Raw genomic sequence first — 24,342 nt, 5'->3', positions numbered from 1 at the left:
CGCGCCGCCCTCTCATGCCCGAGAAGAGGGAGGGAACGCCGATGGAAAACGTCTCGATGCCGCATCTTCCTGTGCGGGAGGACTGGCTGGCGCTGCGCGAAGAGGCGCCGATCGAGCCTGCGCGGCCGATCGTCGACCCGCATCATCACCTCTGGGAGCGGCCGGGCGCTCTCTACCTGTTCCACGACCTGCTCAGGGATGTCTCGAAGCGCAACATCCTTGCGACCATCTATATCCAGTGTCGCTCCATGCACCGGAAGGATGGGCCGCCGGAACTCGCCCCCGTCGGCGAGGTGACATTCGCCGCCGGGGCCGCTGCGATGGCGGAGAGCGGGCATTACGGACCATGCCATGTCTGCGCCGGGATCGTCGGCAATGCGGACCTGACGCTCGGCGCCGGGGTGGAGCGCGTGCTGGACGCGATGGAGGCGGCGGGCGGCGGGCGGCTTCGCGGCATCCGTTATCCGATGGCGAAATCGGGGGACACGGCGATCATAGGCTCGGTGGTGGACCCGGCGCCGGGCCTGATGGCGGAGCCCGTTGTGGCGGAGGCGGTGCGGAAACTCGGGCCTCGCGGGCTCGTGCTTGACACCTGGTCCTTCCAGTCCCAACTCGACGACCTACTGACGCTTGTGGACCGTGCGCCGGAGACGACCATCGTCGTCGACCATGTTGGCGGCGTCATGGGGATCGGGAGCTATGCCGGGCGCCGGGAGGAACTCTTCCCCGTCTGGCGGGAGAAGATGGAAAGGCTCGCCGCGCGGCCGAACACGCGGGTGAAGCTCGGCGGGCTCGCCATGCATTCCGTCGGCTTCGGGTTCGAAGCGCGGGACCTGCCGCCTTCATCGGAGGATCTGGCGGCGGCCTGGCGGCCCTATATCGAGACCTGCATCGAGCTCTGGGGCGTCGGGCGGGCGATGTACGAATCGAACTTCCCGGTCGACAAGGGGCAGGTCAGCTACGCCAATCTCTGGAACGCATTCTTCCGCCTCTCCTCCGGCGCATCGGAGGCCGAGAAGGATGCGCTCTTCCGGCGGACGGCGGCGGAGACATACCGGCTTCAGGCTTGAGCGCGTGAACCCGTTCGGCGTCATCCTCGCCGGCGGGCGTGCGACGCGGATGGGGGGCGGGGACAAGACGCTGCGCCTCGTCGCCGGGCGCACGCTGCTCGCCCGCGCCGTCGAGCGGCTTTCGACCCAGGTTGTCGCCATGGCGATCAACGCGAACGGCGACCCGGAGCGCTTCTCGGCCTTCGGCCTGCCCGTGATACCGGACGGGGCCGCGGACTTCCCCGGCCCTCTCGCCGGGGTGCTGGCGGGGATGGACTGGGCCGCGCTGCATGGCCAGACCCATATCCTCACCGCCGCGGGGGACACGCCCTTCTTCCCGGAGGACCTCGGGCCGCGGCTCGCCGCGGCGTTGTCGGAAGGCATCCCGGCCGCCTTCGCCGCCGGAGCCGACGGGCGGGCGCATCCGACCTTCGGGCTCTGGCCCGTGGCGCGGCGCGAAGACCTGCGCGCCGCGCTCGCCGCCGGGATCCGCAAGGTCACGCTGTGGGCGGAGCGCTGCGGAGCGGTTGCGGTCCCTTTCCCCGCCGCCCGCTACGATCCCTTCTTCAACGTCAACGCACCGGATGATATCGCGGCGGCGGAGCGGATCGTGGCGGAGCACGGATTGTGAGGGTCTTCGGCGTCACCGGCTGGAAGAACGCGGGCAAGACCACCCTGATGGAGCGGCTTGTGGCGGAGATTGCGGGGCGCGGCCTCTCCGTCTCCACGCTCAAGCATGCGCATCACGGGTTCGACATGGACCGGCAGGGAAAGGACAGTTTCCGCCACCGCGAGGCCGGGGCGCGGGAGGTTCTCGTCGCCTCGACCGCGCGCTTCGCGATCCTGCATGAGCTTCGGGGGGCGGAGGAGCCGCCGCTTGATGCGCTGATCGCGCGGCTCGCACCGGTCGATCTCGTCCTCGTCGAAGGGTGGAAGCGGGACCGGCATCCGAAACTCGAAGTCTGGCGCCGCGCCACCGGCGCCGCGCTGATCGCCGCGGATGACGAGACGATCCGCGCCATCGTCAGCGACGACGCGCCGGAGATTGCGCGGCCCGTCCTGCCCTTCGGAGACATCGCGCGGATCGCCGATTTCGCGCTCCGCGAGGCGGCGACGCTCTGATGCCCGCCGGGCTCGCCGGCTCCTCGGGTTTCTACGTCTTCTTCTTCCTCGCCATCGGCGCGCACATGCCGTTCTGGCCGCTCTGGCTTTCGGACTGGGGGCTCTCCGCCGCCGAGATCGGGGCGCTCACCGCCTCAGCCGTCGCGGTGCGCGTCATCGCGGGCGTGGCGCTTCCCTACGCGGCGGACAGGGCGGGGCGGCCGCGGCGCGCGCTGGCGCTCCTTTCTGGCCTCGGCGCGCTCGCCTTCCTCGCGCATGAATGGGCCGGGAGCCGCGCGCTCCTCTACGCCGCGACGATCATCGCCGGCGCCGCGCTCGCCGGGGCGATGCCGATCGCGGACGCGCTGACGCTCCGCGCCGCCTCGCGCGGCGGTTTTTCCTATGCGCTGGCGCGGGGGATCGGCTCCGCCGCCTTCCTCTCCGCCAATCTCCTGGCGGGCGTCGCCGTCGCGAGCTTCGGCTCCGGCGCGGCGCTCTGGTGGATCGTGCTCTCCCTTCTCCCCTGCATCTGGTTCGGGCTGCGGCACCCGGGCGGCGCCGGCGCGCCGCTGCCAAGCCCGAAACTGTCGGAGGCGGCGGCGCTCCTCCGCCGGCCGGATTTCCTCCTCATCATGTTCGCCGCGGCGAGCCTCCAGGGCAGCCATGCCGTGCTCTACGCCTACGGCTCGTTGCACTGGAGCGCGGCGGGGATCGGGGACGGGACGATCGGCGCGCTCTGGGCGTTCTCCGTGCTTCTCGAAGTCCTGCTCATGGTCTTCTACGGGCGCCGGTTCATCGCCTGGGCCGGTCCGGCCGGGGCGATGGCGCTTGCCGGCGCGGCGGGCCTCGTCCGCTGGGCGGCGATGGCGCTCGACCCGCCGCTCGCGCTGCTCTGGCCGCTCCAGGCGCTCCATGCGCTCACTTTCACCGCCGCATGGCTCGGCGCGGTGGCGATGACGGAGCGGGCCGCCCCCGCCGCTCTCGGCGCGACGGCGCAAGGCATGGTCGGCGCGATGGCGGGCGGCGCCATGATGTCGGCCGCGGGCTTTGCGGGCTCCTTCGCATATCCCGCCTTCGGCGCTGGCGCGTTCTGGATCGGCTTCGGGCTCTCGCTCCTCGGGCTCCTCGCCGCGCTCCGGCTCAGATGAGGCCGAGGGCGCGGAAGCTCGCATCCCGCTCCTTCCCGATCACGACATGGTCGTGGAGGACGACGCCAACCGCCTGAAGCGCGGCTGCGACCTCCTTCGTCATCCGGATATCGGCCTGCGAGGGCGTCGGGTCGCCCGAAGGATGGTTGTGCGCCATGACGAGCGCCGAGGCGTCGAGGGCCAGCGCGCGCTTCGCCACCTCACGCGGGTAGACCGAGACCCCGGAAACATCCCCTTTCGCCTGCAATTCGTCGGCGATCAGCACGTTTTTACGGTCCAGAAAGAGGAGGCGGAACTCCTCGACGCCCTGATGGGCCATCCGGGTCTTGCAGTAGGTCATCAGCGCGGACCAGGAGGTCAGCGCCTCTTTCCCGATCACGCGCGCCTGCGCGAGGCGCTGCGCCGCCGCCTCGACGATCTTCAGCTCGCGCGCCGCGGCCTCGCCCATCCCTTCCACGGCGAGGAGCCGGGAGAGCGGGGCGGAGATCGCATGGTTGAAATCGCCGAATTCGCGCAAGAGCCGCTTTGCCAGCGGCTTCACGTCCCGCCGCGGAATGGCGCGGAAGAGGACGAGCTCCAGCATCTCGTAATCGGCCAGCGCCTCCGCCCCGGCTCGGTCGAACCGCTCGCGAAGCCGGGCGCGGTGATGGGCGTGGTCGGGCTCCGCGCCCGGCCCTGCAAGGCCGGGAAGCGCCGCCTCCGCCATGTTCGCCCGCTTCGCCATTGCCCCATCCTCGCCGCGCGCGCGCCGCTTGCAACAGAAAAGACGGGCCCATATGGTCACGCGAGTCACCGGGCGCGCCCACCGCGAAATCGCAGTGGGCGCGCGTTGCATTGACGCCGCAGGAAGGGCTGCGCGGGAAGGAAAGAGGCCAGGATGGTCGAGAAGGCGCCGATGACGGCGGCGGGCTACGCCGCCCTGAACGAAGAGCTGAAGGACCTGAAGTCGATCCAGCGGCCGGACGTGATCCGCGCCATCGCGGAGGCGCGCGAGCACGGGGACCTTTCGGAGAACGCCGAATACCATTCGGCGCGGGAGCGGCAGAGCTTCATCGAGGGGCGGATCAAGGAGCTGGAAGGCCTCATCTCGCGAGCCGAAGTCATCGACCCGTCGAAGCTATCGGGCTCCCAGATCAAGTTTGGCGCGACGATCACGGTCGCCGACGAGGACACCGACGAGGAAAAGACCTACCAGATCGTCGGGGAGACCGAAGCGGACATCGCCTCCGGCAAGCTCAACATCCGCTCCCCCCTCGCCCGCGCGCTGATCGGCAAGGAGCCGGGCGACAGCGTCGAGGTGATGACCCCGGGCGGCGGCAAGAGCTATGAGGTCATCTCCGTCGAGTTCCGCTAGGGCGATGGCGGGCGTGGCGGCCGGAGCCCGCCGGCGCCTCTCCGGCCTTGTCCGGGGGGACCGGCCCTTCGCCGCCGCGGCGCTGCTCTCCCTTCTCTGGATCGGCGGGGCAGTCGCCTATGGCGCGGGCTTCTTCGGCTTCGTCGCGAGCGTGACGGAAGGCCCGCGACCCGCCTTCGCGATCGAGATCGCTCTCTTCCTGCTCGCCGCCCTCGCGCCTGTGACCTTCTTCTTCCTCGCGGCTCATCTCGCCCGGCAAGCCTCGCGGCTGAGGGATGAGGCGGCGGGGCTTCGTGCGCTGCTTGCGGAGCGGCCGGCGGACCCGGACCTCGCCGCCGCGCTCGCCGTCGCCGCCCGCGCCGCGCTGGCGGAGGAGAAGACGGCGCTCGCCGCCTCCATCGCGGCGCTCGACAAGGCGGCGGAAGAGACGAAGGCGATGGTCGCCCGGATCGAGGGGCGGGAAAGCGCCGCGCGGCGGGAGGCGAAGCTCGCCCTGCCCCGTAAGCCGCCGGACGCGGCGCAACCCGCCCTCCCGCTCGGGGCCGAGCCGCCGGCGGCGGAGGGTCTCTCCTGGGTCAGCGTCGTCCGCGCGCTCGACTTTCCGCGCAACGAAGGGGACAAGGCGGGCTTCGCCGCCCTCCGCGCCGCACTCCGCGAGCCGGACTTCGCCGCGCTGCTGCAGGCGGCGGAGGACATGCTGACGCTCTTCTCCGAGGACGGGCTCTACATGGAGGACGTCGCCGCCTTGCAGGCGACCGCAGAGGCCTGGATGCGCTACGCCGCCGGCGCCCGCGGCGCGGAGATCGCCGAAGTCGGCGGGGTGACGGATGACGTCGCGCTTGCGCTCGTGCGCGCGAGGATGCGCAAGGACGTGATCTTCCGCGACAGCGCGCTTCACTACCTTCGCCGGTTCGACCGGCTCATGCGGCGCATGGCGAAAGAGCTCGGCCCCGATCCGCTGATCGTCGAGGCGGCGGACACGCGCTCCGGCCGCGCCTTCCAGATTCTCGCAAGGGTCACCGGCGCTTTCGACTGATTGTTTCGGGAATGGCGCCGAACCGTGACGGGCGCGGCGACGAATTCGCGCTATCCTCCGGCTCCCGACAGAAGGAGGAACACATGCCCCGCAACGCCCCCCTAACCCGCCGCGCCGCGCTCGCCGGCCTCGGCGGCGCCGGCCTCGCCCTCGCGGCGGGCCCAGCCTTTTCCGCCGCGCCGATGCTCGGCCCGCTCCGCCCCACGGTCAACCGCGTGAAGCTCGGCTCTTTCGAGGTCACGACGATCTGGGACGGCGCAGCCGTTCTCGACGGCCCGCACCCGATCTTCGGTGAAAATCAGGAGGCTGCCGCCGTCCAGGCTCTCGCAGTGGAGAACGGCCTGCCGGGCGACAAGATGGAGATCAGCTTCACGCCCGTGCTCGTCAACACCGGCTCCGAGCTGATCCTCTTCGACACCGGCAACGGCGAAGGCGCCCGCCCCGGCCGCGGCAATCTCCGCCCTCATCTCGAAGCGGCGGGCTACAGCCCGGATCAGGTGGATGTGGTCGTGCTGACCCACATGCACCCCGACCATATCGGCGGCATGATGGAGGGCGGCGCCCCGGCCTTCCCGAACGCGCGCTATGTCACGGCGGCGGCGGAATACGACTTCTGGTCCCCGGAGGAGCGCCTTTCGGGGCCGACCGAGCGCGTGGCGACGCTCGTCCAGTCCAACGTAAAGCCGATGGCCGAGAAGATGACGTTCATCAAGCCGGGCGACACCGTCGCCTCCGGCGTCGAGGCGATCGACGCTTCGGGCCATACGCCCGGCATGACGAACTGGCATATCGAGAGCGAGGGCCAGCGGCTCGTCATCATCGCGGACACGGCGAACCATTTCGTCGTCTCGATGCAGCGGCCTGACTGGCATGTCCGTTTCGACATGGACAAGGAGGGCGCGGCGGCCACCCGCCAGCGCGTGCTCGGCATGATCGCGGCGGACGGGATTCCCTTCACCGGCTACCACATGCCCTTCCCCGGCATCGGATATCTCGAGGCGGCGGGCGAAGGGTTCCACTATACCGCCGCGGCCTATCAGTTCGCCGTCCGCGGCTGATTGCGGCGCACCCCGCCCCGTGCGAAACTGGCGGGCCGCTCGATGGACGGGCGGCGCGTTCTCGGGGCGGGGCGGAATTCCCCACCGGCGGTCACAGCCCGCGAGCGCCCTCATCGCCCTCGGGCGGCGGGGGGTCAGCAGATCCGGTGAAATTCCGGGGCCGACGGTCACAGTCCGGATGAGAGAGAACGAGCGAACGGCGCCGGCGCTTCCGCGCCTGCGCCGCCGTTCGTCGCCCTGATTCGACGCTTCACCCTTTGGGAGCAGACGATGAATCAGAGCACCGAAAGCAGAAAGACCCTCCGCTTCGCCTTCATCGAGGCCCGCTGGCATGACCGCATCGTGGATCAGGCCCGCATCGGCTTTCTCGACGAGCTGGCGCGGCGGACCAACGGGGCGGCGGATACGGACGTCTATGACGTTCCCGGCGCCTTCGAGATCCCGCTTCTCGCGCAGAGACTTGCGAGAACCGGGCTCTATGACGGGATCGTCGGCGCCGCCTTCGTGGTGGACGGCGGCATCTACCGGCACGAGTTCGTGGCGGAGACGGTGGTGGGCGGGCTGATGACCGCGCAGCTCTCCACCGGCGTCCCGATATTCTCCGTGGTGCTGACGCCGCACCACTTCCAGGAGAGCGCGGCGCACGAGGCCTTCTTCACCGCCCATTTCGTGAAGAAGGGGGAGGAGGCGGCGCGCGCCGCGCTCGCCACCGTCGCCCTCGCCGCGACCCTGCCGAAGGCGGCGTGACCCTTCCGCCCCGGCGCGCCCTTTCGCGCGCCGGGGCGCCCACTCTTCAGGCTTCGGTCGCTTTCGGCGCGGGCCGCAACATGCCCTGCAACTGGCCGATCCGGGCCGCGCCCGCCTCCGCCATGATTTCCTCCAGCTTGCGATAATGGGCGAGCACGACCTCTCCCGCCTCCGTCAGGCGGGCGCCGCCGCCATGGGGGCCGCCGCGCGAGGATTCGACGAGCGGGTCGCGAAACGCGGCGTTCATCTCCTCCACCAGCATCCAGGCGCGCTTGTAGCTCATCGCCATGCTGCGCCCCGCCGCGGCGATCGAGCCCGTCTCGCCGATGCGCTCCAGAAGGTCGGCCTTGCCCGGGCCGAGCATCGCGTCGTCGCCGAAGACGATGCGGATGCGGAGCTCAGGCCTGTCTGAACTGGAGGGCGCCGTTTCGTTCATGCGGGCGTTATGCCCAGCGCGCGATCCGCCGCGCAAGCCATATCGCGCCCCGCCTCCGCCGCTTCGCGGCTCAGCCCGCGGCGCCGGAACCGACATCGGCCGGCGCGACGGCGACCGATTTGACGACGGCATGGACCGAGGCGCCGGGGGCGAGGCCGAGCGCCTCCGCCGAGCGCCGGGTGATCCGCGCGAGGAGCCGCCCGGCCGGCGTATCGATTGCGACCAGGGCGCCCGGCCCCTCCCCCGCGCGGATCTCCGCCACCGTTCCGGGAAGGATGTTCAGCGCGGAAAGGCCCTCGGGCCGGGCCCGTGCAAGCAGAACGTCATGCGCCGCGATGCGGACGCGGATGGCGGCGCCGGGCGCACGGTCGATCCGCGGCAGGAAGAGCGCGCAGCCCCCTGCATCGAGCTCGCTCAGCCCGTCCGCATGATGCCGGGCGACGCGCGCCGTGAGCACCGCGCCGGCCTCGCGCGCGCCGGCCGGCAGGACCGAAGGATCGCCCAGCACTTCCGTTGCGGCGCCCTGCGCGATCACGCGCCCGGCTTCGAGGGCGACGACGGTGGTGGCGAGCCGGGCGACCTCGCTCGCCGCATGGCTGACATAGAGGATCGGGATCGCCACCTCATCCCTCAGCCGCTCGAAATAGGGCAGGATTTCCGCCTTCCGGCCCGGGTCCAGCGCCGCGAGCGGCTCGTCCGCGAGAAGAAGTTGCGGCGCGGAGAGGAGCGCGCGCCCGAGCGCGATGCGGGATTTCTCGCCGCCCGAAAGCGCGCCGGGTCGCCGGTCGAGCAGCGGGCCGATCCCGAGCATCTCGACGATGCGCCAGAATTCCTCCCGCTTCGCGCCGCGCGGCGCGAACCATGAGCCATAGAGCAGATTCCGGCGCACGGTGAGATGCGGAAAGAGCCGCCCCTCCTGGAATACATAGCCGATCCGCCGCCGGTGCGGCGGCAGGAATACCCCCGCGCCGATATCCGTCAGCGACCGCCCGTCCAGCGCGATCCGCCCGGCGGAGGGGCGGAGGAGGCCGGCGACGGCGTTCACGATGGTCGTCTTGCCCGAACCGGAACGGCCGAAGAGCACGGTGATGCCCGGCGGCGCCGAAAAGGCGATATCTATCGAGAACGTTGCGAAGGCGTGGCGGAGGGCGACGTCGAGCGTCATTGGCCGGCGATCCGCCGCGCCACCGCCCGGCTGACCCATTCGGAAAGAAGGAGCGCCGCCATCGCGACGATGACGGCGACGACGACGAGCCGCGCCGCCTCGTCCTCCCCGCCCGGAACCTGGAGGAAGGTGTAGATCGCGCTCGGCAGCGTCTGCGTCTGGCCGGGGATGTTGGATACGAAGGTGATCGTCGCGCCGAACTCGCCCATCGCCTTGGCGAAGGCGAGGATGGCGCCGGCGATGATCCCGGGGAGGATCAGCGGCAGCGTGACCGTGGCGAAGACCCAGGCCCGGGAGGCACCGAGCGTCCCGGCCGCCTGCTCCAGCTTCGGGTCCACCGCCTCGATCGCGAGCCGGATGGCGCGGACCATGAGCGGGAAGGCCATGACGCCCGCCGCCAGCGCCGCGCCCGTCCAGCGAAAGGCGAGGACGATCCCGAACCACTCGTCGAGAAACTGGCCGACCGCGCCACGGCGGCCGAAGGCGAGGAGCAGGAGATAGCCCGTTACGACGGGCGGGAGGATCAGCGGCAGGTGAACGAGCCCGTTGAGCGCCTGCCGCCCCGGAAAGCGCCAGCGCGCGAGCGCATAGGCAGTCAGGACGCCGAGCGGCAGGCTGAAAGCCGTCGCCCAGAAAGAGACGCGAAGCGAGAGCGAGAGCGCCTGCCATTCCGTAGGGGAGAGCCAGTCGGACATCGACCCCGGATCAGCTCGGCGAAACGCCGGGAAGCGGGGCGGTTGCGGCGGCCAGAGGCGGAACGCGGCGATTCCCGGTCGAACGCAAGGCGGTGTCTCCGTTCTGGACGATGAGGCGCAGAGGTATCGCAAGCGCGCCGGAGCGGGGCAAGCGATAACTTCGGGAGGACATATCGCTCCCTCCTCAGCCCTGCGGATAGGCGATGACCGAGAGATAGCGCGCCGGCAGCTTCACGAGCGTCTCCGGCCCGTGCCGCGCATCCGCATCGAAGAGCAGGCTGTCCCCCGGCTTCAGGGGATAGATCCTGTCGCCATGGCGATAATCCACCTCGCCTTCGAGCATGTAGAGAAGTTCGAGCCCCTCGTGCTGAAAGGTCGGGAACCGGTCGCTCTCCGCGGTGAGGGTGATGAGATAGGGCTCGACGACCACGCCCGAACCGTTCGAACCGACATGACCGAGGAGATGATATTGATGCCCCGCGCGGGTTCCCCGCCGCTCGATCTCCACATGATCCCCGGCGCGGACATGGTGCGCCTCCCGCCGCTCCTCGAAGCTGCGGAAGAAGGCGGTGACCGGGGTCGAAAGCGCATGGCCAAGCGCCTGGAGGGTGGTGAGCGAGGGGGAGGTGGCGCCGTTCTCGATCTTCGAGAGCATCCCGAGGCTGAGCCCGGAGGCGCGCGCGAGCTCCGCCACGGTTAGCCCCTGCTGGCGGCGGAGGCTCCGCACCTCCCGCCCGATCGCCGCCTCAAGGTTGCGGCCCCCGGCGTCGCGGACCCGATGCGGATCCTGGTCGAGGGCCGGCCTACGCGGCCGCCTTGCGAATGATGTCGGCATGACCTCGCCCCGGAGTGAACTTTCCAAGAGAATTTTCACTAATAGGAAAATTTCGCGCCGGCAAGCATGCGACCACGGCGCTCGCCGATCTTCCCCATGGAGAATCGACTTGCGCCCCAGTGAAAAAACATTCCTTCTAGGGAGAGACACGGAGACATCGCATGTGCGGCATCGTCGGATTGTTCCTCAAGGACGCATCGCTTGAGCCCCGGCTCGGCGCGCTGTTGACGGACATGCTCGTGACGATGACCGACCGTGGGCCGGACTCGGCGGGAATAGCGATCTACGGTCGGCCGGAGGCGGGTCGCGCGCGGCTCACGCTCCAGTCTGCGGACCCGGAGTCGGACTTTCCCGGCCTCGCGGACGCCGTCTCCCGCGCCCTCGGCTGTGAGGTCTCGCTCCGCGTGAAGGACACCCATGCGTTGCTGGAGCTTCCGGCAGACCGGCTCGACGCAGCGCGGGAGGCGGCGCTCGGGGCACGGCCCGGGCTGAAGGCGATGAGCGCGGGCGAGCGGATCGAGATCTACAAGGAGGTCGGCCTGCCGCGGGATGTCGCCCGCCGCTTCGGCCTCGCCGACATGGCCGGCACGCACGGGATCGGCCACACGCGCATGGCCACCGAATCCGCAGTGACGACGATGGGCGCCCATCCGTTCTCCACCGGGCCGGACCAGTGCCTCGTCCATAACGGCTCGCTCTCGAACCACAATTCCGTCCGGCGCGAACTGCGGCGGAAGGGCATGGCCTTCGAGACGGAGAATGACACGGAGGTCGCCGCCGCCTTCATCAGCGAGCAGATGCAGGCCGGCGAGAGCCTGGGCGACGCGCTGGAGGCGACGCTGAAGGATCTGGACGGCTTCTTCACTTTCGTCGTCGGCTCGCGCGACGGCTTCGGCGTGGTGCGGGACCCGATCGCCTGCAAGCCCGCCGTCATGGCGGAGACGGAACGCTACGTCGCCTTCGGCTCCGAGTATCGCGCGCTCGCGACCCTGCCGGGGATCGAGGCAGCGCGCGTCTGGGAGCCGGAGCCCGCCACTGTCTATTTCTGGGAGCGCTGAGCGGATGGAGACTTTCGACCTCGCCGCCGGCCCGCTCCGGTCGCTGAACGCCGCGCTCCATGCCCTGAAGGGGCAGGAGACGAACCGGACCGAATGGGAAGTGCTGAACCCCCGCGGCGCGCACGCCGTCGCGGCGGGGGTGGACGCGCCGGTGGAGATCAGGGTGCGCGGCTCCACAGGCTATTATTGCGGCGGGATGAACAAGCAGGCGAGCATCCGCATCGAAGGTTCCGCGGGCCCAGGCGTTGCGGAGAACATGATGTCGGGCGCCGTCATCATCGAGGGCGACGCCTCGCAATACGCGGGAGCGACGGGGCGCGGCGGGCTCCTCGTCGTGAAGGGCTCAGCGGCCTCGCGCTGCGGTATCTCGATGAAGGGGATCGACATCGTCGTGCACGGGAATATCGGCCACATGTCCGCCTTCATGGCGCAGTCCGGACGGCTCGTCGTACTCGGCGATGCGGGCGAGGCGCTGGGGGATTCGCTCTACGAGGCGCTGATCTTCGTCCGCGGCTCGGTGAAATCCCTCGGCGCGGATTGCGTGGAGAAGGAGATGCGGGCGGAGCATTTCGAAATGCTGGAGGACCTTCTCCGCCGCGGCGAGGCGGAAGGGAAGGCGCGGCCGGAAGAGTTCCGCCGATACGGCTCTGCGCGCCGGCTCTACACGTTCAGCATCGACAACGCGTCGTCCTATTGAGGCCCGCCCCATGAGCGACTTTCCGAGGACCCCGCCGCGCTTCTCCGCCACCTTCACCCCTGCCGTGAACGCCGAAATCCGCCGCGCGGCGGCGACGGGAATCTACGACATTCGCGGCGGCGGGACGAAGCGAAGCCTGCCGCATTTCGACGACCTCCTCTTCCTCGGCGCCTCGATCAGCCGCTATCCGCTCGAAGGCTACCGCGAATCCTGCTCGACCGATGTCTGGCTCGGCACGCGGCACGCGAAGACGCCGATCCATCTCGCCATCCCGGTCACCATCGCCGGCATGTCCTTCGGCGCGCTTTCGGGCCAGGCGAAGGAGGCGTTGGGCCGCGGCGCGACCGCCGCCGGAACCTCGACCACCACGGGCGACGGCGGCATGACGGAGGAGGAGCGAGGGCATTCGAAAACCCTCGTCTATCAATACCTCCCCTCCCGCTACGGCATGAACCCGGACGATCTCCGCCGGGCGGACGCGATCGAGATCGTCGTCGGCCAGGGCGCCAAGCCGGGCGGCGGAGGCATGCTGCTCGGCCAGAAGATATCGGACCGGGTTGCTGAGATGCGCGACCTGCCGAAGGGCATCGACCAGCGCTCCGCCTGCCGACATCCGGACTGGACCGGGCCGGACGACCTCGAGATCAAGATCCTCGAACTCCGCGAGATAACTGACTGGGAGAAGCCGATCTACGTGAAGGTCGGCGGCTCCCGCCCCTATTACGACACCGCGCTGGCGGTGAAGGCGGGGGCGGACGTGGTGGTGCTCGACGGGATGCAGGGCGGCACGGCGGCGACGCAGGACGTTTTCATCGAACATGTCGGCATGCCGATCCTCGCCTGCATCCCGCAGGCCGTGAAGGCGCTGCAGGATCTCGGGATGCACCGGGAGGTGCAGCTCATCGTCTCCGGCGGCATCCGCTCCGGCGCGGACGTGGCGAAGGCGCTGGCGCTCGGCGCGGACGCGGTCGCCATAGGGACCGCGGCGCTGGTCGCGCTCGGCGACAATGATCCGAAATGGGAGGCGGAATACCAGGCGCTCGGCTCGACCGCCGGCGCCTATGACGACTGGCACGAGGGGCGGGACCCGGCCGGGATCACGACGCAGGACCCGGAACTCGCCAGTCGGCTCGACCCGGTTCTCGGCGGGCGGCGGCTCTCCAACTACCTGAAGGTTATGACGCTTGAGGCGCAGACCATCGCGCGCGCCTGCGGCAAGAGCAGCCTTCGCAACCTCGAAACCGAGGATCTGGTGGCGCTGACGATCGAGGCGGCGGCGATGGCGGGCGTGCCGCTCGCGGGGACGGACTGGATACCCGGCCGGTCAGGCCGGTTCTGAAGGGGCGCGACGAAAGGGAGAGACGGCGATGGCACGAAACCTGGCGGATTGGGCGCGCGAGAAGGGCGTCCGCTATTTCATGATCTCCTATACCGACCTTTTCGGCGCACAGCGGGCGAAGCTCGTTCCATCGCAGGCCATCGCGGAGATGCAGGCCGAGGGCGCGGGCTTCGCCGGCTTCGCGACCTGGCTCGACCTGACGCCGGCCCATCCGGACCTCATGGCGATCCCCGATCCGGAGGCGGCAATCCAGCTTCCCTGGAAGAAGGAGGTCGCCTGGGTCCCCGCCCGCGCGACGATGGAGGGCGCGCACGTCGCGCAGGCGCCGCGCAATGTCCTTGAACGCCTCGTAGCCGAGGCGGCGGAGGACGGGCTCCGGATCATGACGGGGGTGGAGCCCGAGTTCTTCCTCCTCAACGCGGAGGGAACCGCGGCGTCGGACAGCCTCGATACCGCGGAGAAGCCCTGCTACGACCAGCAGGCGGTGATGCGCCGCTATGACGTGATTTCGGAAATCTGCGACCATATGCTGGAGCTCGGCTGGGAGCCTTACCAGAACGATCATGAGGACGCGATCGGCCAGTTCGAGATGAACTGGAGATACGACGACGCGCTGGCGACGGCTGACAAGCACAGCTTCTTCAAGTTCATGGTGAAGTCTGTGGCGGAGAAGCACGGCTTCCGCGCCACCTTCATGCCGAAGCCGTTCGAGGGGATCACCGGCTCGGGCTGCCATGCGCATGTCTCCGGCTGGTCGCCGGACGGGGCGACGAACGCCTTCGCCGACGGAAGCGCGGAGCTCGGCCTCTCCGCTAAGGGGCGCGCCTTCCTCGGCGGGATCATGCGCCATGCGAAGGCCTTGGCTGCGATCACGAACCCGACCGTCAACAGCTACAAGCGGATCAACGCGCAACGCACTGCGTCGGGCGCGACATGGGCGCCGAATACGGTGACCTGGACGGGGAACAACCGCACCCACATGGTGCGTGTGCCGGGGCCCGGCCGGTTCGAGCTTCGGCTGCCGGACGGCGCGGCGAACCCCTATCTCCTGCAGGCCGTCATCATCGCGGCGGGGCTGGACGGCGTTCGCACCTCCGCCGACCCCGGCAAGCGCAGCGACCTCGACATGTACGCTGAAGGCCACAAGGCGAAGGGCGCGCCCCGGCTGCCGCTCAACCTCCTCGACGCGCTCCGAGAGTACGAGCGCGACAGGACGCTTGCGGCGATGATGGGGGCGGACTTCTCCGCCGCCTATGTAAAGCTCAAGACGCAGGAGTGGTTGAGCTACACCGCGCATTTCTCGCGCTGGGAGCGCGAGAATACACTGGACGTCTGAGCGCCGCCGCCCGGCTCAGGCCGCAACGGCGCTGGTGGAAGCGTGCGCCGAGAGGGCATAGCCGCCCCGGCGAGTCTCCACGAGCGGCGACGCGAGAAGCCCCCGCAGCTTCCGACGGAGCGTGCAGATCGTGACGTCGACGATCTTCTGCCCCGGCTCCTCGCGCCCGGCATAGAGCCGGTCGAGGATTGCATCGCGGGAAAGCGTCTCCCCGCCCCGGAGCGCGAGCATCTCCATCACACGGTATTCGAGCGCGCGTAGCGGAGCGGCGACGCCGCGAACCCGCACTTCCCGCCGCTTGAGGTCGATCACCGCCCCACCGCCGCAGGCGATGCGCTCCGCGCCGCGGCCGGCGAGCCGGTCCAGCACGGCGCGGCGAAGCCGCTCCGCCGTCGGCCCCGGCGCGAGCGGACGGGCGAGCGCATCGGCGGCTCCAGCGGCGCGGAGCCGCGCCTCGGCTCCCTCGTTCCGCGCATTCCGGAAGGCGACAACGGCGGCAGCGCGGGCGAAGCGGCCGGTCGCCGCGACGGCCTCGTTCAAGTCGAGCGAAGGGCCGAGCGCGACAAGCTCCGCCATGGTGGAAAGGGCCAGTTCCCGCGCCTGGAACAGGTCGTCGGCCTCGACATGGCCGAACCCGGCCTCGTCAAGCGTTCGGCGTAGCCAGTCCCGGAACGGGCCGGCGGGCTCCACGATGAGAACGAGCATGGGAACCTCCTCAGCTAGCGACGGCCGCGGGCCGAAGCTCCGCGCCAAGGCCGGCGGCGGCGTCGAGGAACGAGAAGAGCTCCTCCGTCATCCGGCCGGCGCCGTAATGGTCCAGCGCGACGAATTCGGGGCATTCCGCGAAGGCGCGGGCTGAGACGAGCGCTGCCCGGACGCGCCGGGCGTGGACGCCCGCGCCGAAGCGCGCCGCGGGGATGCGGATCACGTTGCCGGATGACGCCGCCTGATCGTCGCTGACAAGACCAGCCGCCGCGCCGCTCTCGCGAAGCCCCTCGTGGCGGCGGATCGCCCGGAGCACGGTTTCGTAGTAGCCGGCCCAGCCGGCGATCCAGCCGCGCGTGGCCCGGAACACGGCGAGGTCGAACGGGTCGCCTTTCGCGTCGCGCAGATGCGTCTCGGAGTTAAGATGCATCAACTCCGCCAGCGCGCGCCGCGCGCTGTCATAGCGCGCCTGCAGCGTCTCCTCGGCGCCGAGGCCTATCAGCGTCTCGTTCATTTTCGTGCCCCTTCAGGATGCAGCAACAACAACATGCCAGGCTTGGGTCCCGGCCCGCTGCGCCCCCTCCCGATCGCACCAGTTGGTCCGGATCGTTCGGAAACGCCTAAATACTGATAGAGACGGCATCGGGATTCGTCCCGGCAGCGAAAGCATCGGCGGCCGGTCGTAAAGAGGGGGGGGAGGTCTCCGAATGGATAGCCGCGCGGCGCGTGCGCGGCGAGAAGGGGAGGCCGACCTATCCTTTGGTATAGAGCAGCTCTCTTTTGGGATGATGCCTCGCGGCCGCGGATCGGTTACGAATTGTTCACCATCTTCGCCGCTTCTGGAGATATCATGAGACAGCGCCTTCTCTACGCCCGTACGGTGGTCGCTTCGGCCGCGTTCGCCCTCGCCGCCCTCTCTGCCGCCGCTGATGACGGCGAACGGCTCACCATCATTCCCGAGCCAGGCGCAGCGCCGGTCGAGCTCGATCGCGCCGCGCTCGAGGCGATGCCCGTTACGATGATCGAAACCTCGACGATCTGGACCGAAGGCGTCCGGACCTTCACCGGCGTCCTGCTCGCCGACCTCGTGGCCTCACAGGGCATCCGGAGCGAAATGATTAGCGCCGTCGCGCTGAACGACTACGCCGTGGAGATCCCCCTATCCGACGCGGAGCCGGGCGGCCCCATTGTCGCCTACATGCTCGACGGGGCGGCAATGTCGGTGCGCGAGAAGGGCCCGTTCTGGATCATCTATCCCTACGACTCTGACGCGAAATACAGGACCGAGACGATCTATTCCCGCAGTATCTGGCAGCTGACGAGGATCGAGGCGATTGAGTGACCCTCTCCGTCAACCTCGTCGCGTCGCCGTCCGGGCGCTGATCGGCTCCCTCGCAGGGCTAGCGCTGCTTGCAGCCGGATTCACCGGGCTGAGGCTCTGGGAGGAGTTGGCGCAGCTCCGCGCCTCCCCTTCCGACAACGTTCAGTGGACCTTCGCGCAAGTCGAGGTGGACCTTCTGCAATTCCGCCGCGCTGCGGCGGAGGTTGCGGCGGGCGAGGCGACGCCGGCGGAAATGCGCCGGGCCTTTGACCTTTTCTACAGTCGGATCAGAACGCTGGAGCGAGGCGCCGTCTTTGAGGCCTTGCGCGCCGAACCGGAGGTAGGCCAGTCGCTAGGCCGCATCCAGGCGTTTCTTGCCGGCGCGATCCCGCTCGTGGACGGGCCGGACGACGCCCTCGTCGCCGCGTCGCCCGGCTTCGCTGAGGAGGCCGCCGCGCTTCAGCAGGTCGCGCGCGCAATGTCGCTGACCGGCGTCCGCATTTTCGCACGCATGTCCGACGAGCGCCGCGCCGGTTTCCGTTCGACCCTGGCAGCCGCCGCAGCGCTCGCCGCCGGGCTGATCGCTGCGCTTATCGTCAGCCTCTACGTGATCAACCGCCAACGCGCTGTCTCGCTTCGCCGGGCGGCGGCGGCGGAGCGGATCGGGCGGCGCCTTGCGGCGACGGTGGAGGCGTCGCTTGACGCGGTGATCGTCGCCGACGCGCGCGGCGTGGTGACGGACTGGAACCGGGCCGCCGAGCGCATCTTCGGCCACAGCCCGGAAGCGGCGCTCGGGCGCGACATGCAGACGCTGATTGTACCGCATCGCCACCGCGCGGCGCATAGCGCGGGCATGAAACGCTTTCTCACCACGGGCGAGCGGCGGGTGATCGGGGCCGGTCGAATCGAGATGACGGCGCTCCGGGCCGGGGGGGAGGAGTTTCCAGTAGAGCTCGCTGTCGCCGTTTCGGAGGATCACAAGGGCCCGATCTTCGTCAGCTACCTGCGCGACATCTCGGACCGGCTCGCGGCCGAGCGGGATCTGCGCGGCGCGCTCGAAGCGGCGACGTCGGCGCACCGCGCCAAATCCGAATTCATCGCCGTGATGAGCCACGAGATGCGAACGCCCCTGAACGGGGTCATCGGTCTGGTCGACCTTCTGCTGAGATCCGGACTGGACGAGAGACAGCGCCGCTTCGCAGAGAGCGCGGCCGCTTCAGGGGAGATCTTGCTGCGGCATGTCAACGACGTGCTCGACATCGTTCGCGCAGACGCCGGGCGGCTTACGCTTTCGGACGAGCCGATCGACATCGCCGCAGTCGTCAGGGAAGCCATCGAGATCGTGAGGCCGCTGGCGGAGGAGCAGGGCGACAGCATCGACTTTGATCCCGGCGAGGGGCTCGGCGCGCTCCGCGGAGACGCGCGGCGCGTGCGACAGATCGCGCTAAACCTCCTTGGCAATGCCGTGAAGTTCACAGAAAGCGGAAGCATCCGCGTATCCCTCGCGCTTCTTCGTCAGGATGAGGCGGGGGCGGAGGTCGAGCTCGTCGTCGAGGATACAGGCTGCGGCGTTCCGGAAGCCGAAAAGGAACGCATCTTCGAGGATTTCGTGATGCTGGACCCTTCCTACGAGCGGAAGGCCTCCGGCTCCGGACTCGGGCTCGCCATCGTCCGGCGCATGGCGCAGGCGATGGGCGGCTCGGCGCATGTCGAGCCGGTGGAGAGCGGGGGAAGCCGGTTCCGCGTCGTCATGCGCCTCGCACGCGGCGAAGCAAGTGAGCCGGCCGCTGAGGAGCCCGCACCGCCGCCGTCGCCTTCGGCGGCGCCGACAGCTTCGCTCAGGGTGCTGCTGGTCGAGGACAACGGCGTCAACCGGATGGTTTTCGGCGAGATTCTGCGCGCGGCCGGCCACGAGATCGTCGAGGCGGCGGACGGGCGGGCGGGCGTAGCGGCGGCGGAACGCGAGCGCTTCGACGCCGTGCTGATGGACATCTCGATGCCCGTGATGAACGGCGTCGAGGCGGCGCGGGCGATCCGCGGCGGCGACGGGCCGAACCGGTTGACCCCGATCGTCGGGCTTACGGCGCACGCCCTGCCCGAGGAACTGGCGCGCTTTGCCGAGGTCGGCATAAGGCCCTGCCTTACCAAACCCCTCCGCAGCCGCGATCTGGAGCGCGCGCTCGCCGCGCTTCCTACCGACGGGGAAGGCGCAGCGACCGGGGATGCGGAGAATGAAGAGGAGCAGGACCCGCTCTTCGATGACGAGAGCATCGCTGAGTTGGCCCTGAGCCTCGACGAGGCGCGACTGAAGCGCACGCTCCTCGCCGTCGCCGCGGAGCTGGAGGCGGGCCCGGCGGACCTCGCATCGGGCGCCTGGCCGGAGCGCAGGGCGCTGGCGCATCGCCTCGCCGGCTCCGCCGCGCTCGTCGGCGCGAGCCGGGCGCGGTCCGCGCTGATCGCGCTCGAAACGGCGTGCGCGCACAAGAACCCGCCCGCATGGGAGACGGCCGAAATCGAGTTCGAGGCGGTCTTGCCGGATACGCTCTCCGCCCTCCGCGAATACGCCGACTCGATCGGGGGCTGAGGGCGAGTGGCGGACGGGTTGCGGCGCGCTCCGGCTGCGGCGATGATCGCTGCGCAACCGGAGAAGGCGAAGTCATGAGGATTCTCGTCGCAGACGATCACGAGCTGGTGCGCGACACGATCTCCGCCTATCTCGAACGCGAGCCGGACATCGAGGCTCGCGCCGCCTCCTCCATGGAGGAGGCCGGCCGCGTGATCGAGGAGGAGGGGCCGTTCGACCTCGTCTTGCTGGATTACGCCATGCCCGGCGTCTCCGGCCTCGAAGGGCTGCATCTCGCGATGCGGCTCAATGGCGGCAAGCCGGTCGCGCTCATCTCCGGCGCTGCGGGGCAGGACGTGGCGAAGGCTGCGCTCGCCGCCGGCGCAGCGGGCTTCCTGCCCAAGACCATGGCCGCCCGCTCCCTCGTCCACGCGATCCGCTTCATGGTCTCCGGAGAGCAGTACGCCCCGATCCAGTTCCTGCAGGCGGCCGAGGAGGAGGCCCCCGACCCCTTCGAAGCCCGGCTCACGCCGCGTGAGAAACAGGTGCTCGGCGGCCTCTGCCGCGGCCTGGCCAACAAGGAGATCGCGCGCGAACTCGAACTTCAGGAGGTGACAGTGAAGCTCCACGTCAAGACGATCTGCCGCAAGCTGGACGCCCGAAACCGCACCCATGCGGCGATGATCGCCAAGGAAGCCGGTTTTTCCTGAGGAGCGAACCGGTTCACGGCCCGGCGCATTCCGGCGGCCACGGCGTTGACACTCGCGCCGACGAGCTGTATCCGAGCCTAGCAGTGCTTGGGGAATAGGTTAACGGTAGACCCACGGACTCTGACTCCGTTAGTCCTGGTTCGAATCCAGGTTCCCCAGCCAGCCTACCTGCCTCAAATCACAAACAAAAAAATACCGCAGCGCCCCGCGGCAGGCGATCTACCGCAAAAATGCTACCGCAAAGCAAAATACCGCAAAATTACCGCGCTGTAATCGCTCGCTTTTTCTCCGGTGCGCTCGATTCGCCGCTCGAACCCGGGGCGATTCCAAAACTAACGTAGCCACTTGGCGCGCCTGCATGGCAGCTTTCTGGTGTGCATGAGTCGGCCTACCAAGGCCTACGCTCTGACGTCTTTTCACTTCCGTCTTGCCAATTTTGCATATAAGGCTTGAATTGCCGATATCGTCACTACCTTACGGTTGTGCGACTCCGTCAGGTTCAACGGACGGGCGAGCCGGGGAGAGCGACGATGGTCAAGGGCGAATGGACTGCGTGCGATGGGGTTCCAAGAGGCGGGCTGCGCTTCGACCGGCGGGAGGAGACCCGCCGATGACAGAGGAGACTGAGGATGCGGACGGCGTTCGGAGAGATGCTCGGGGCGGAACTGCGAAAGAGGAACATGACGCAGTCAGACCTCGCGCGGGCGGCAAACGTGGGCAAGGACCGGATCAGCTATTACGTGAGGGGCGGACAGCCGCGGCCGAAGACGTTGCAGAAGCTGGCCAAGGCGCTCGGGATGACGCTCGAGCACATGCAGACGGCGATCAAGGAAGCCGAGGACGCGGCGATACCGTTGACGAAGCCGACGGACCACGACAGCTCAAACTTCTCCATTTTGGAGACCGAGCGGCCGGGGTGGATGGCCGTACGGTTCATCGGCATCCTGCCGCGTCAGGCGGCGCTCCGCGTAGCCACGGCGATCGGGGAGGCCCAGGAGGAGGCGGAGCGCCTTGGAGCGGCGCCGACCGGGGGGACGACAAAGACGTCGTAGCGGCGATCGACTGGCTCGCCCATATCGGCGACGATGTCCTGGCGGCGCTCCGCAAGGAGCAGGAGCAGCGTTTCGGGCGAGAGCTTCCCCAAACGCTCGCCGTCTGCCTCGTCGCGATCGTGGAGAGAATGCTCGAAACCGGCGCGAGCAGATCGGACGTCAAGAAACTCGTGAAGCGCGCCATCAGACCCGAGCCGAGGTCCTGACCGGTCAGGGATGAGCCGCGGCGTAGGCCCTGAACTCGGCGGTCAACTCCTGCAGGGCCTTGATGAGGCACGGCACGAGAACCGAGTATTTCACGCCCTTCATGCCGTCGGCGTCTTCGTCGACGAGGCGGGGCTTGATCGGCTCAACCTCCTGCGCGACGAGACCCATGTAGACGATTTCGGGCGCGTCCTTGAACGCGAAATTCCGCACGCGCAGCTGGAGAAGATCCTCGAGCTGCGGCGAGGCGTCGACGATGCCGGTCTTGAGCCGCTCGTCAGAAAGGCCTCCGTAGGAGTTCGCCTTGGTCTGCATCGTGCCGTCTTTCGCGAAGATGGCGACCGTGCGGGTCGTTCCCTCGAAGACGGAGAAGGCGTGAAACGCCGGATTGTAGAGGCTCGCCTCGGTGTCGACGCGCATCGCCGCAACGGTGTTGGCGTAGGGCGCGTAGATGCGAAAGCCGAAGCCGGTTCCGGGATAGATGGCCGAGGCGCCGGAGGTCTTTACGAAGCCCGAATCCACCTGGGCGCGCGTGTAGCCGCTCGACGTCGTCAGGTAGGAGCCTTGCAGCTGATACCGGCCGTCGCTCTGGCCCTTGGTGTAGTAGCGCGCATCTCCGGACGCGGCGTTCAGGGGAACGAAGCTCGTCTGGTAGAGCCAGCCGGTCGAAGAGATATAGACGTTCGGCGCCGCCGCGGTGTTCGAGGGTATCGCTGTCGCGCGCAGGCGCTCGGCGACGACGTCGCCGCTCACCGTTCCGCCCGTCAGACGAAGATAGCGCGCGTCGCCGCCGGCCTGGTCGATGGGAACGACGCTTGATCTGTAGATCAAACCGTCCGTGTGGATATAGGCGTTCCCAGGAAACAACGTAGAATACGGAGCGGTGGTCGTCAGGCGCACCGCAGCGAGGTTGCCGCTCAGCGTGCCGCCCGTGAGCTGGAGATAGCGAGCGTCGCCTTTCTCGCGGCTTACCAGAGTGTTGGCGTTCGCGAGGGCGGTGCCGGCCGGACCGATTTCGGCTGGAATCGCGCCGCCGATAGCGAACAGAACCGTGCCCGCCGGGCCGACCGCTATCTGCGCTTCCTGAGAGCCGTCGCCGCGCCGGAGGGAAATGTTCGAGCCGTCGCGGCGCGAGACTATCTGGCCGTCCTGGACCGTGAGGTTGCCCGAAAGGGTTCCGCCCGTCAGTCGCAGATAGCGGCCGTCGCCGCCAGCCTGGTCGATGGGCACGAAGCTCGTCTTATACAGTCGCCCCGCCGCGTTGGCGTTGAGATTGGGCGGCTGCACCGAGATCGCCGTCTGGACTTCGACGACTTCAAGTTTGGGGACGGCGAGAATTCCGGTCACGATGGTCTGCTTGAGTCCGGTCGGCGGGTTGGCGACGATCGCCGGAGCGCCGACGATCAGGTCGAGCGGCGCTCCGACGGCGTCGATCACGCCAAGGGCCTTGTCCGCATAGTTGACGTAGAGCTCGCCCGGCTGCTTGCCTGTAGGGCGGCGCCCGACCGTCGAGGAGCGCATGATCTGGAGTCTGTAGCTCATCTGGCCTCTCCGAAGGGCTCATCTGGCCCGGTTGCGTTCATCACGCGACGCCGCCCGCCTTGAGCGCGATCATGGCGCCCGTCGCCGCGAGGAAGAGGAACGGCAGCGCGAAGGCGCCCATGTCGAGCGTCTTCGCCGCCGCCGGTTCGGGGCAGTAGACCGTCTTCTCGCCGGCGGCGAAGCTGACGGGCGCGCCGCCGTTGGAGGAGGAGAGGACGCTGTTTCTCGTGAGCGTCGGACCTGTGAGCGTGCCGAGGCCGATCTCCCATTCGCCGGTCGTCTCGTCGATGATCCCGTAGTAGACGGGGCCGTCGTCGAAGGCGTCAGACCATGCCTGATAGCTCGGCAAGGCCGCACCGAGATTCATCGGCCCCGTCCCCGTCGAGATCGAGACCACCGCCACCCTGTCCGCAACGCGCGTCATCAGCCGCTCTCCCTCAGCACGAATGTCTGCTCGAACCGCCGGAACCCGAGCGCCTGGATCGGGTTCAGCGTCTCCTGGTAGCCGAGGATGGCGTGGCGCTCCGGCGGGTAATATTCGTGGTCGGGGACGAAGAGGACCTGCTTGGCGAGCCCTGCCGTGAGGCTCAGGTCGCGCGCCGGGCCGTCCCACTCAAAGACCGGCATGGCCTCGTATTTGATCTCCTGCCGTCGCAGGCGCGCGGCGGTGTCGGTGAAGACCGTGCCGCTCCTGAGCGCGACCTGTTTCTGGCTGAGGTCTTCGACGAATTGCTGCGCGCCGTAGACATGGGTGAAGTGCGGGCGCCAGAGCGCGGGCCCGGCCCACACGCGCCCGATGTCGAGGCCAGAGGCCGAGAGGACGATCTCGCGCACTGTGAGACCGGTCCCGCCGGGCGCGTCCACATCGGCGATCCAGAGCGCCTGACGCGCCATGCGGTCGATCTTCGGAAGCCACGGGCCCGTGCGGAGGTCGCCGGCGCCCGGCGTCGAGGAGAGCTCCAGAGTCAGTTCGGTGTCGGGCTTGAAGGCCGGGCCCGCGACGAGGATCACGTCGACCTGGACGGCGTTCGCGAAGGTGATCTTGAGCGTGTCGGTCGGCGCGCCCGGGCGCCACGCCTTGCCGCGCCTTGGATCGGCGATGCGGTCGGGCGTCAGCCCCGCGACGGCGCCGGTCGCCGTGATCGCGGCCCGGTCCACCGGATTGTCGACGCACCAGATGTCCTTCGCCAT

26 protein-coding genes, 1 tRNA gene and 1 riboswitch are annotated in these 24,342 nt (G+C 69.1%); of the genes, 17 read left to right on the top strand and 10 right to left on the bottom strand.

What is annotated here, in order from left to right:
- Nucleotides 1-14: 14 nt before the first annotated feature.
- From ACE37J_RS12420 to ACE37J_RS12405, 4 genes are read left to right on the top strand one after another with little or no spacing between them, the layout of a single operon-like run.
- Entirely contained in the window at nucleotides 15-1,070 is a 1,056-nt protein-coding gene (locus ACE37J_RS12420; RefSeq protein WP_409711571.1) for an amidohydrolase family protein, read from the top strand.
- Nucleotides 1,021-1,680: a molybdenum cofactor guanylyltransferase MobA gene (mobA, locus tag ACE37J_RS12415; RefSeq protein ID WP_409711570.1), complete on the top strand. Its 660-nt coding sequence runs from the start codon at nucleotides 1,021-1,023 to the stop codon at nucleotides 1,678-1,680. The genes ACE37J_RS12420 and mobA overlap by 50 nt, the downstream gene beginning before the upstream one ends.
- Nucleotides 1,677-2,171, top strand: coding sequence for a molybdopterin-guanine dinucleotide biosynthesis protein B (gene mobB / locus ACE37J_RS12410; protein ID WP_409711569.1), 495 nt, complete (start codon nucleotides 1,677-1,679; stop codon nucleotides 2,169-2,171). Before mobA ends, mobB begins: the two co-directional genes overlap by 4 nt.
- On the top strand, nucleotides 2,171-3,298 hold the full coding sequence (locus tag ACE37J_RS12405) for an MFS transporter (protein WP_409711568.1): 1,128 nt from the start codon (nucleotides 2,171-2,173) through the stop codon (nucleotides 3,296-3,298). Before mobB ends, ACE37J_RS12405 begins: the two co-directional genes overlap by 1 nt.
- Here the strand turns inward: ACE37J_RS12405 and radC are convergent.
- Entirely contained in the window at nucleotides 3,291-4,022 is a 732-nt protein-coding gene (gene radC, locus ACE37J_RS12400) for a RadC family protein (protein WP_409711567.1), read from the bottom strand. The two genes, ACE37J_RS12405 and radC, sit on opposite strands and share 8 nt — an antisense overlap.
- A 153-nt stretch (nucleotides 4,023-4,175) precedes the next feature.
- Between radC and greA the strand changes: the two genes are divergently transcribed.
- From greA to ACE37J_RS12380, 4 genes are all read left to right on the top strand, one after another.
- Complete coding sequence (gene greA / locus ACE37J_RS12395; protein ID WP_409711566.1) at nucleotides 4,176-4,652, top strand: transcription elongation factor GreA; 477 nt, start codon at nucleotides 4,176-4,178, stop codon at nucleotides 4,650-4,652.
- Nucleotides 4,653-4,665: 13 nt separating this feature from the next.
- Nucleotides 4,666-5,688: a hypothetical protein gene (locus ACE37J_RS12390; protein WP_409711565.1), complete on the top strand. Its 1,023-nt coding sequence runs from the start codon at nucleotides 4,666-4,668 to the stop codon at nucleotides 5,686-5,688.
- A gap of 83 nt (nucleotides 5,689-5,771) precedes the next feature.
- Entirely contained in the window at nucleotides 5,772-6,746 is a 975-nt protein-coding gene (locus ACE37J_RS12385) for an MBL fold metallo-hydrolase (RefSeq protein WP_409711564.1), read from the top strand.
- Between the two features lie 53 nt (nucleotides 6,747-6,799).
- Nucleotides 6,800-6,940: riboswitch (FMN riboswitch) on the top strand.
- 76 nt (nucleotides 6,941-7,016) lie between these two features.
- On the top strand, nucleotides 7,017-7,493 hold the full coding sequence (locus ACE37J_RS12380) for a 6,7-dimethyl-8-ribityllumazine synthase (RefSeq protein WP_409711563.1): 477 nt from the start codon (nucleotides 7,017-7,019) through the stop codon (nucleotides 7,491-7,493).
- Between the two features lie 46 nt (nucleotides 7,494-7,539).
- On the opposite strand, the gene ACE37J_RS12375 is transcribed toward ACE37J_RS12380, so the two are convergent.
- From ACE37J_RS12375 to ACE37J_RS12360, 4 genes are all read right to left on the bottom strand, one after another.
- Nucleotides 7,540-7,929: a winged helix-turn-helix domain-containing protein gene (locus ACE37J_RS12375; RefSeq protein WP_409711562.1), complete on the bottom strand. Its 390-nt coding sequence runs from the start codon at nucleotides 7,927-7,929 to the stop codon at nucleotides 7,540-7,542.
- A 70-nt stretch (nucleotides 7,930-7,999) separates the two neighbouring features.
- Entirely contained in the window at nucleotides 8,000-9,094 is a 1,095-nt protein-coding gene (gene modC / locus ACE37J_RS12370) for a molybdenum ABC transporter ATP-binding protein (RefSeq protein WP_409711561.1), read from the bottom strand.
- Nucleotides 9,091-9,789, bottom strand: a complete 699-nt coding sequence (gene modB / locus ACE37J_RS12365) for a molybdate ABC transporter permease subunit (protein WP_409711560.1) — start codon at nucleotides 9,787-9,789, stop codon at nucleotides 9,091-9,093. Before modB ends, modC begins: the two co-directional genes overlap by 4 nt.
- A 184-nt stretch (nucleotides 9,790-9,973) precedes the next feature.
- Nucleotides 9,974-10,624 carry a helix-turn-helix domain-containing protein gene (locus ACE37J_RS12360; RefSeq protein ID WP_409711559.1) on the bottom strand — a complete coding sequence of 217 codons (651 nt, stop codon included), beginning with the start codon at nucleotides 10,622-10,624 and terminating at the stop codon, nucleotides 9,974-9,976.
- Nucleotides 10,625-10,785: 161 nt separating this feature from the next.
- Here ACE37J_RS12360 and ACE37J_RS12355 point away from each other — a divergent pair, with 161 nt between their 5' ends.
- Genes ACE37J_RS12355 through glnT form a run of 4 tightly spaced genes read left to right on the top strand, consistent with a single transcriptional unit; the run spans nucleotide 10,786 to nucleotide 15,054 of the window.
- Nucleotides 10,786-11,682 (top strand): class II glutamine amidotransferase, encoded by an 897-nt coding sequence (locus ACE37J_RS12355; protein WP_409711558.1) that lies wholly within the window; start codon nucleotides 10,786-10,788, stop codon nucleotides 11,680-11,682.
- 4 nt (nucleotides 11,683-11,686) lie between these two features.
- Complete coding sequence (locus tag ACE37J_RS12350) at nucleotides 11,687-12,379, top strand: protein GlxC (RefSeq protein ID WP_409711557.1); 693 nt, start codon at nucleotides 11,687-11,689, stop codon at nucleotides 12,377-12,379.
- 10 nt (nucleotides 12,380-12,389) lie between these two features.
- The gene (locus tag ACE37J_RS12345; RefSeq protein ID WP_409711556.1) at nucleotides 12,390-13,718 is read left to right on the top strand and encodes an FMN-binding glutamate synthase family protein; all 1,329 of its coding nucleotides are present in this window, start codon (nucleotides 12,390-12,392) and stop codon (nucleotides 13,716-13,718) included.
- A 28-nt stretch (nucleotides 13,719-13,746) separates the two neighbouring features.
- On the top strand, nucleotides 13,747-15,054 hold the full coding sequence (gene glnT, locus ACE37J_RS12340; RefSeq protein WP_409711555.1) for a type III glutamate--ammonia ligase: 1,308 nt from the start codon (nucleotides 13,747-13,749) through the stop codon (nucleotides 15,052-15,054).
- Between the two features lie 15 nt (nucleotides 15,055-15,069).
- On the opposite strand, the gene ACE37J_RS12335 is transcribed toward glnT, so the two are convergent.
- Both ACE37J_RS12335 and ACE37J_RS12330 read right to left on the bottom strand, forming a co-directional pair.
- Nucleotides 15,070-15,759: a winged helix-turn-helix domain-containing protein gene (locus ACE37J_RS12335; RefSeq protein WP_409711554.1), complete on the bottom strand. Its 690-nt coding sequence runs from the start codon at nucleotides 15,757-15,759 to the stop codon at nucleotides 15,070-15,072.
- 10 nt (nucleotides 15,760-15,769) lie between these two features.
- Nucleotides 15,770-16,273, bottom strand: coding sequence for a hypothetical protein (locus ACE37J_RS12330; RefSeq protein WP_409711553.1), 504 nt, complete (start codon nucleotides 16,271-16,273; stop codon nucleotides 15,770-15,772).
- 336 nt (nucleotides 16,274-16,609) lie between these two features.
- Between ACE37J_RS12330 and ACE37J_RS12325 the strand changes: the two genes are divergently transcribed.
- The 5 genes from ACE37J_RS12325 (at nucleotide 16,610) to ACE37J_RS12305 (ending at nucleotide 21,405) form a co-directional block, all read left to right on the top strand.
- Nucleotides 16,610-17,101 carry an oxidoreductase gene (locus ACE37J_RS12325; RefSeq protein ID WP_409711552.1) on the top strand — a complete coding sequence of 164 codons (492 nt, stop codon included), beginning with the start codon at nucleotides 16,610-16,612 and terminating at the stop codon, nucleotides 17,099-17,101.
- Nucleotides 17,094-19,664: an ATP-binding protein gene (locus ACE37J_RS12320; protein WP_409711551.1), complete on the top strand. Its 2,571-nt coding sequence runs from the start codon at nucleotides 17,094-17,096 to the stop codon at nucleotides 19,662-19,664. The genes ACE37J_RS12325 and ACE37J_RS12320 overlap by 8 nt, the downstream gene beginning before the upstream one ends.
- A gap of 74 nt (nucleotides 19,665-19,738) precedes the next feature.
- Entirely contained in the window at nucleotides 19,739-20,353 is a 615-nt protein-coding gene (locus tag ACE37J_RS12315; RefSeq protein WP_409711550.1) for a response regulator transcription factor, read from the top strand.
- Nucleotides 20,354-20,441: 88 nt separating this feature from the next.
- Nucleotides 20,442-20,515 (top strand) — tRNA-Gln (locus ACE37J_RS12310).
- A gap of 467 nt (nucleotides 20,516-20,982) precedes the next feature.
- Entirely contained in the window at nucleotides 20,983-21,405 is a 423-nt protein-coding gene (locus ACE37J_RS12305; RefSeq protein ID WP_409711549.1) for a helix-turn-helix domain-containing protein, read from the top strand.
- Nucleotides 21,406-21,615: 210 nt separating this feature from the next.
- On the opposite strand, the gene ACE37J_RS12300 is transcribed toward ACE37J_RS12305, so the two are convergent.
- From ACE37J_RS12300 to ACE37J_RS12290, 3 genes are read right to left on the bottom strand one after another with little or no spacing between them, the layout of a single operon-like run.
- Entirely contained in the window at nucleotides 21,616-23,151 is a 1,536-nt protein-coding gene (locus ACE37J_RS12300) for a tail fiber domain-containing protein (RefSeq protein ID WP_409711548.1), read from the bottom strand.
- Nucleotides 23,152-23,191: 40 nt separating this feature from the next.
- Complete coding sequence (locus ACE37J_RS12295) at nucleotides 23,192-23,575, bottom strand: hypothetical protein (RefSeq protein ID WP_409711547.1); 384 nt, start codon at nucleotides 23,573-23,575, stop codon at nucleotides 23,192-23,194.
- The gene (locus ACE37J_RS12290) at nucleotides 23,575-24,342 is read right to left on the bottom strand and encodes a hypothetical protein (protein WP_409711546.1); all 768 of its coding nucleotides are present in this window, start codon (nucleotides 24,340-24,342) and stop codon (nucleotides 23,575-23,577) included. Before ACE37J_RS12290 ends, ACE37J_RS12295 begins: the two co-directional genes overlap by 1 nt.

This window comes from Pikeienuella sp. (assembly GCF_046290545.1).
Taxonomy (GTDB): Bacteria; Pseudomonadota; Alphaproteobacteria; order Rhodobacterales; family Rhodobacteraceae; genus Pikeienuella.
This window is presented reverse-complemented; position numbering and strand designations above follow the sequence as displayed.

Bases quoted from the DNA above. Each gene is read 5' to 3' on its own strand.
- ACE37J_RS12420 (WP_409711571.1), top strand. From the start codon at position 15: ATGCCCGAGAAGAGGGAGGGAACGCCGATGGAAAACGTCTCGATGCCG.
- ACE37J_RS12300 (WP_409711548.1), bottom strand. From the start codon at position 23,151: ATGAGCTACAGACTCCAGATCATGCGCTCCTCGACGGTCGGGCGCCGC.
- ACE37J_RS12375 (WP_409711562.1), bottom strand. From the start codon at position 7,929: ATGAACGAAACGGCGCCCTCCAGTTCAGACAGGCCTGAGCTCCGCATC.
- ACE37J_RS12295 (WP_409711547.1), bottom strand. From the start codon at position 23,575: ATGACGCGCGTTGCGGACAGGGTGGCGGTGGTCTCGATCTCGACGGGG.
- ACE37J_RS12290 (WP_409711546.1), bottom strand. From the start codon at position 24,342: ATGGCGAAGGACATCTGGTGCGTCGACAATCCGGTGGACCGGGCCGCG.
- ACE37J_RS12325 (WP_409711552.1), top strand. From the start codon at position 16,610: ATGAGACAGCGCCTTCTCTACGCCCGTACGGTGGTCGCTTCGGCCGCG.
- mobA (WP_409711570.1), top strand. From the start codon at position 1,021: ATGCGCTCTTCCGGCGGACGGCGGCGGAGACATACCGGCTTCAGGCTT.
- ACE37J_RS12360 (WP_409711559.1), bottom strand. From the start codon at position 10,624: ATGCCGACATCATTCGCAAGGCGGCCGCGTAGGCCGGCCCTCGACCAG.
- ACE37J_RS12350 (WP_409711557.1), top strand. From the start codon at position 11,687: ATGGAGACTTTCGACCTCGCCGCCGGCCCGCTCCGGTCGCTGAACGCC.
- ACE37J_RS12345 (WP_409711556.1), top strand. From the start codon at position 12,390: ATGAGCGACTTTCCGAGGACCCCGCCGCGCTTCTCCGCCACCTTCACC.
- ACE37J_RS12330 (WP_409711553.1), bottom strand. From the start codon at position 16,273: ATGAACGAGACGCTGATAGGCCTCGGCGCCGAGGAGACGCTGCAGGCG.
- ACE37J_RS12405 (WP_409711568.1), top strand. From the start codon at position 2,171: ATGCCCGCCGGGCTCGCCGGCTCCTCGGGTTTCTACGTCTTCTTCTTC.
- ACE37J_RS12305 (WP_409711549.1), top strand. From the start codon at position 20,983: ATGCGGACGGCGTTCGGAGAGATGCTCGGGGCGGAACTGCGAAAGAGG.
- ACE37J_RS12315 (WP_409711550.1), top strand. From the start codon at position 19,739: ATGAGGATTCTCGTCGCAGACGATCACGAGCTGGTGCGCGACACGATC.
- radC (WP_409711567.1), bottom strand. From the start codon at position 4,022: ATGGCGAAGCGGGCGAACATGGCGGAGGCGGCGCTTCCCGGCCTTGCA.
- ACE37J_RS12355 (WP_409711558.1), top strand. From the start codon at position 10,786: ATGTGCGGCATCGTCGGATTGTTCCTCAAGGACGCATCGCTTGAGCCC.
- ACE37J_RS12385 (WP_409711564.1), top strand. From the start codon at position 5,772: ATGCCCCGCAACGCCCCCCTAACCCGCCGCGCCGCGCTCGCCGGCCTC.
- glnT (WP_409711555.1), top strand. From the start codon at position 13,747: ATGGCACGAAACCTGGCGGATTGGGCGCGCGAGAAGGGCGTCCGCTAT.
- greA (WP_409711566.1), top strand. From the start codon at position 4,176: ATGGTCGAGAAGGCGCCGATGACGGCGGCGGGCTACGCCGCCCTGAAC.
- modC (WP_409711561.1), bottom strand. From the start codon at position 9,094: ATGACGCTCGACGTCGCCCTCCGCCACGCCTTCGCAACGTTCTCGATA.
- modB (WP_409711560.1), bottom strand. From the start codon at position 9,789: ATGTCCGACTGGCTCTCCCCTACGGAATGGCAGGCGCTCTCGCTCTCG.
- ACE37J_RS12335 (WP_409711554.1), bottom strand. From the start codon at position 15,759: ATGCTCGTTCTCATCGTGGAGCCCGCCGGCCCGTTCCGGGACTGGCTA.
- ACE37J_RS12380 (WP_409711563.1), top strand. From the start codon at position 7,017: ATGAATCAGAGCACCGAAAGCAGAAAGACCCTCCGCTTCGCCTTCATC.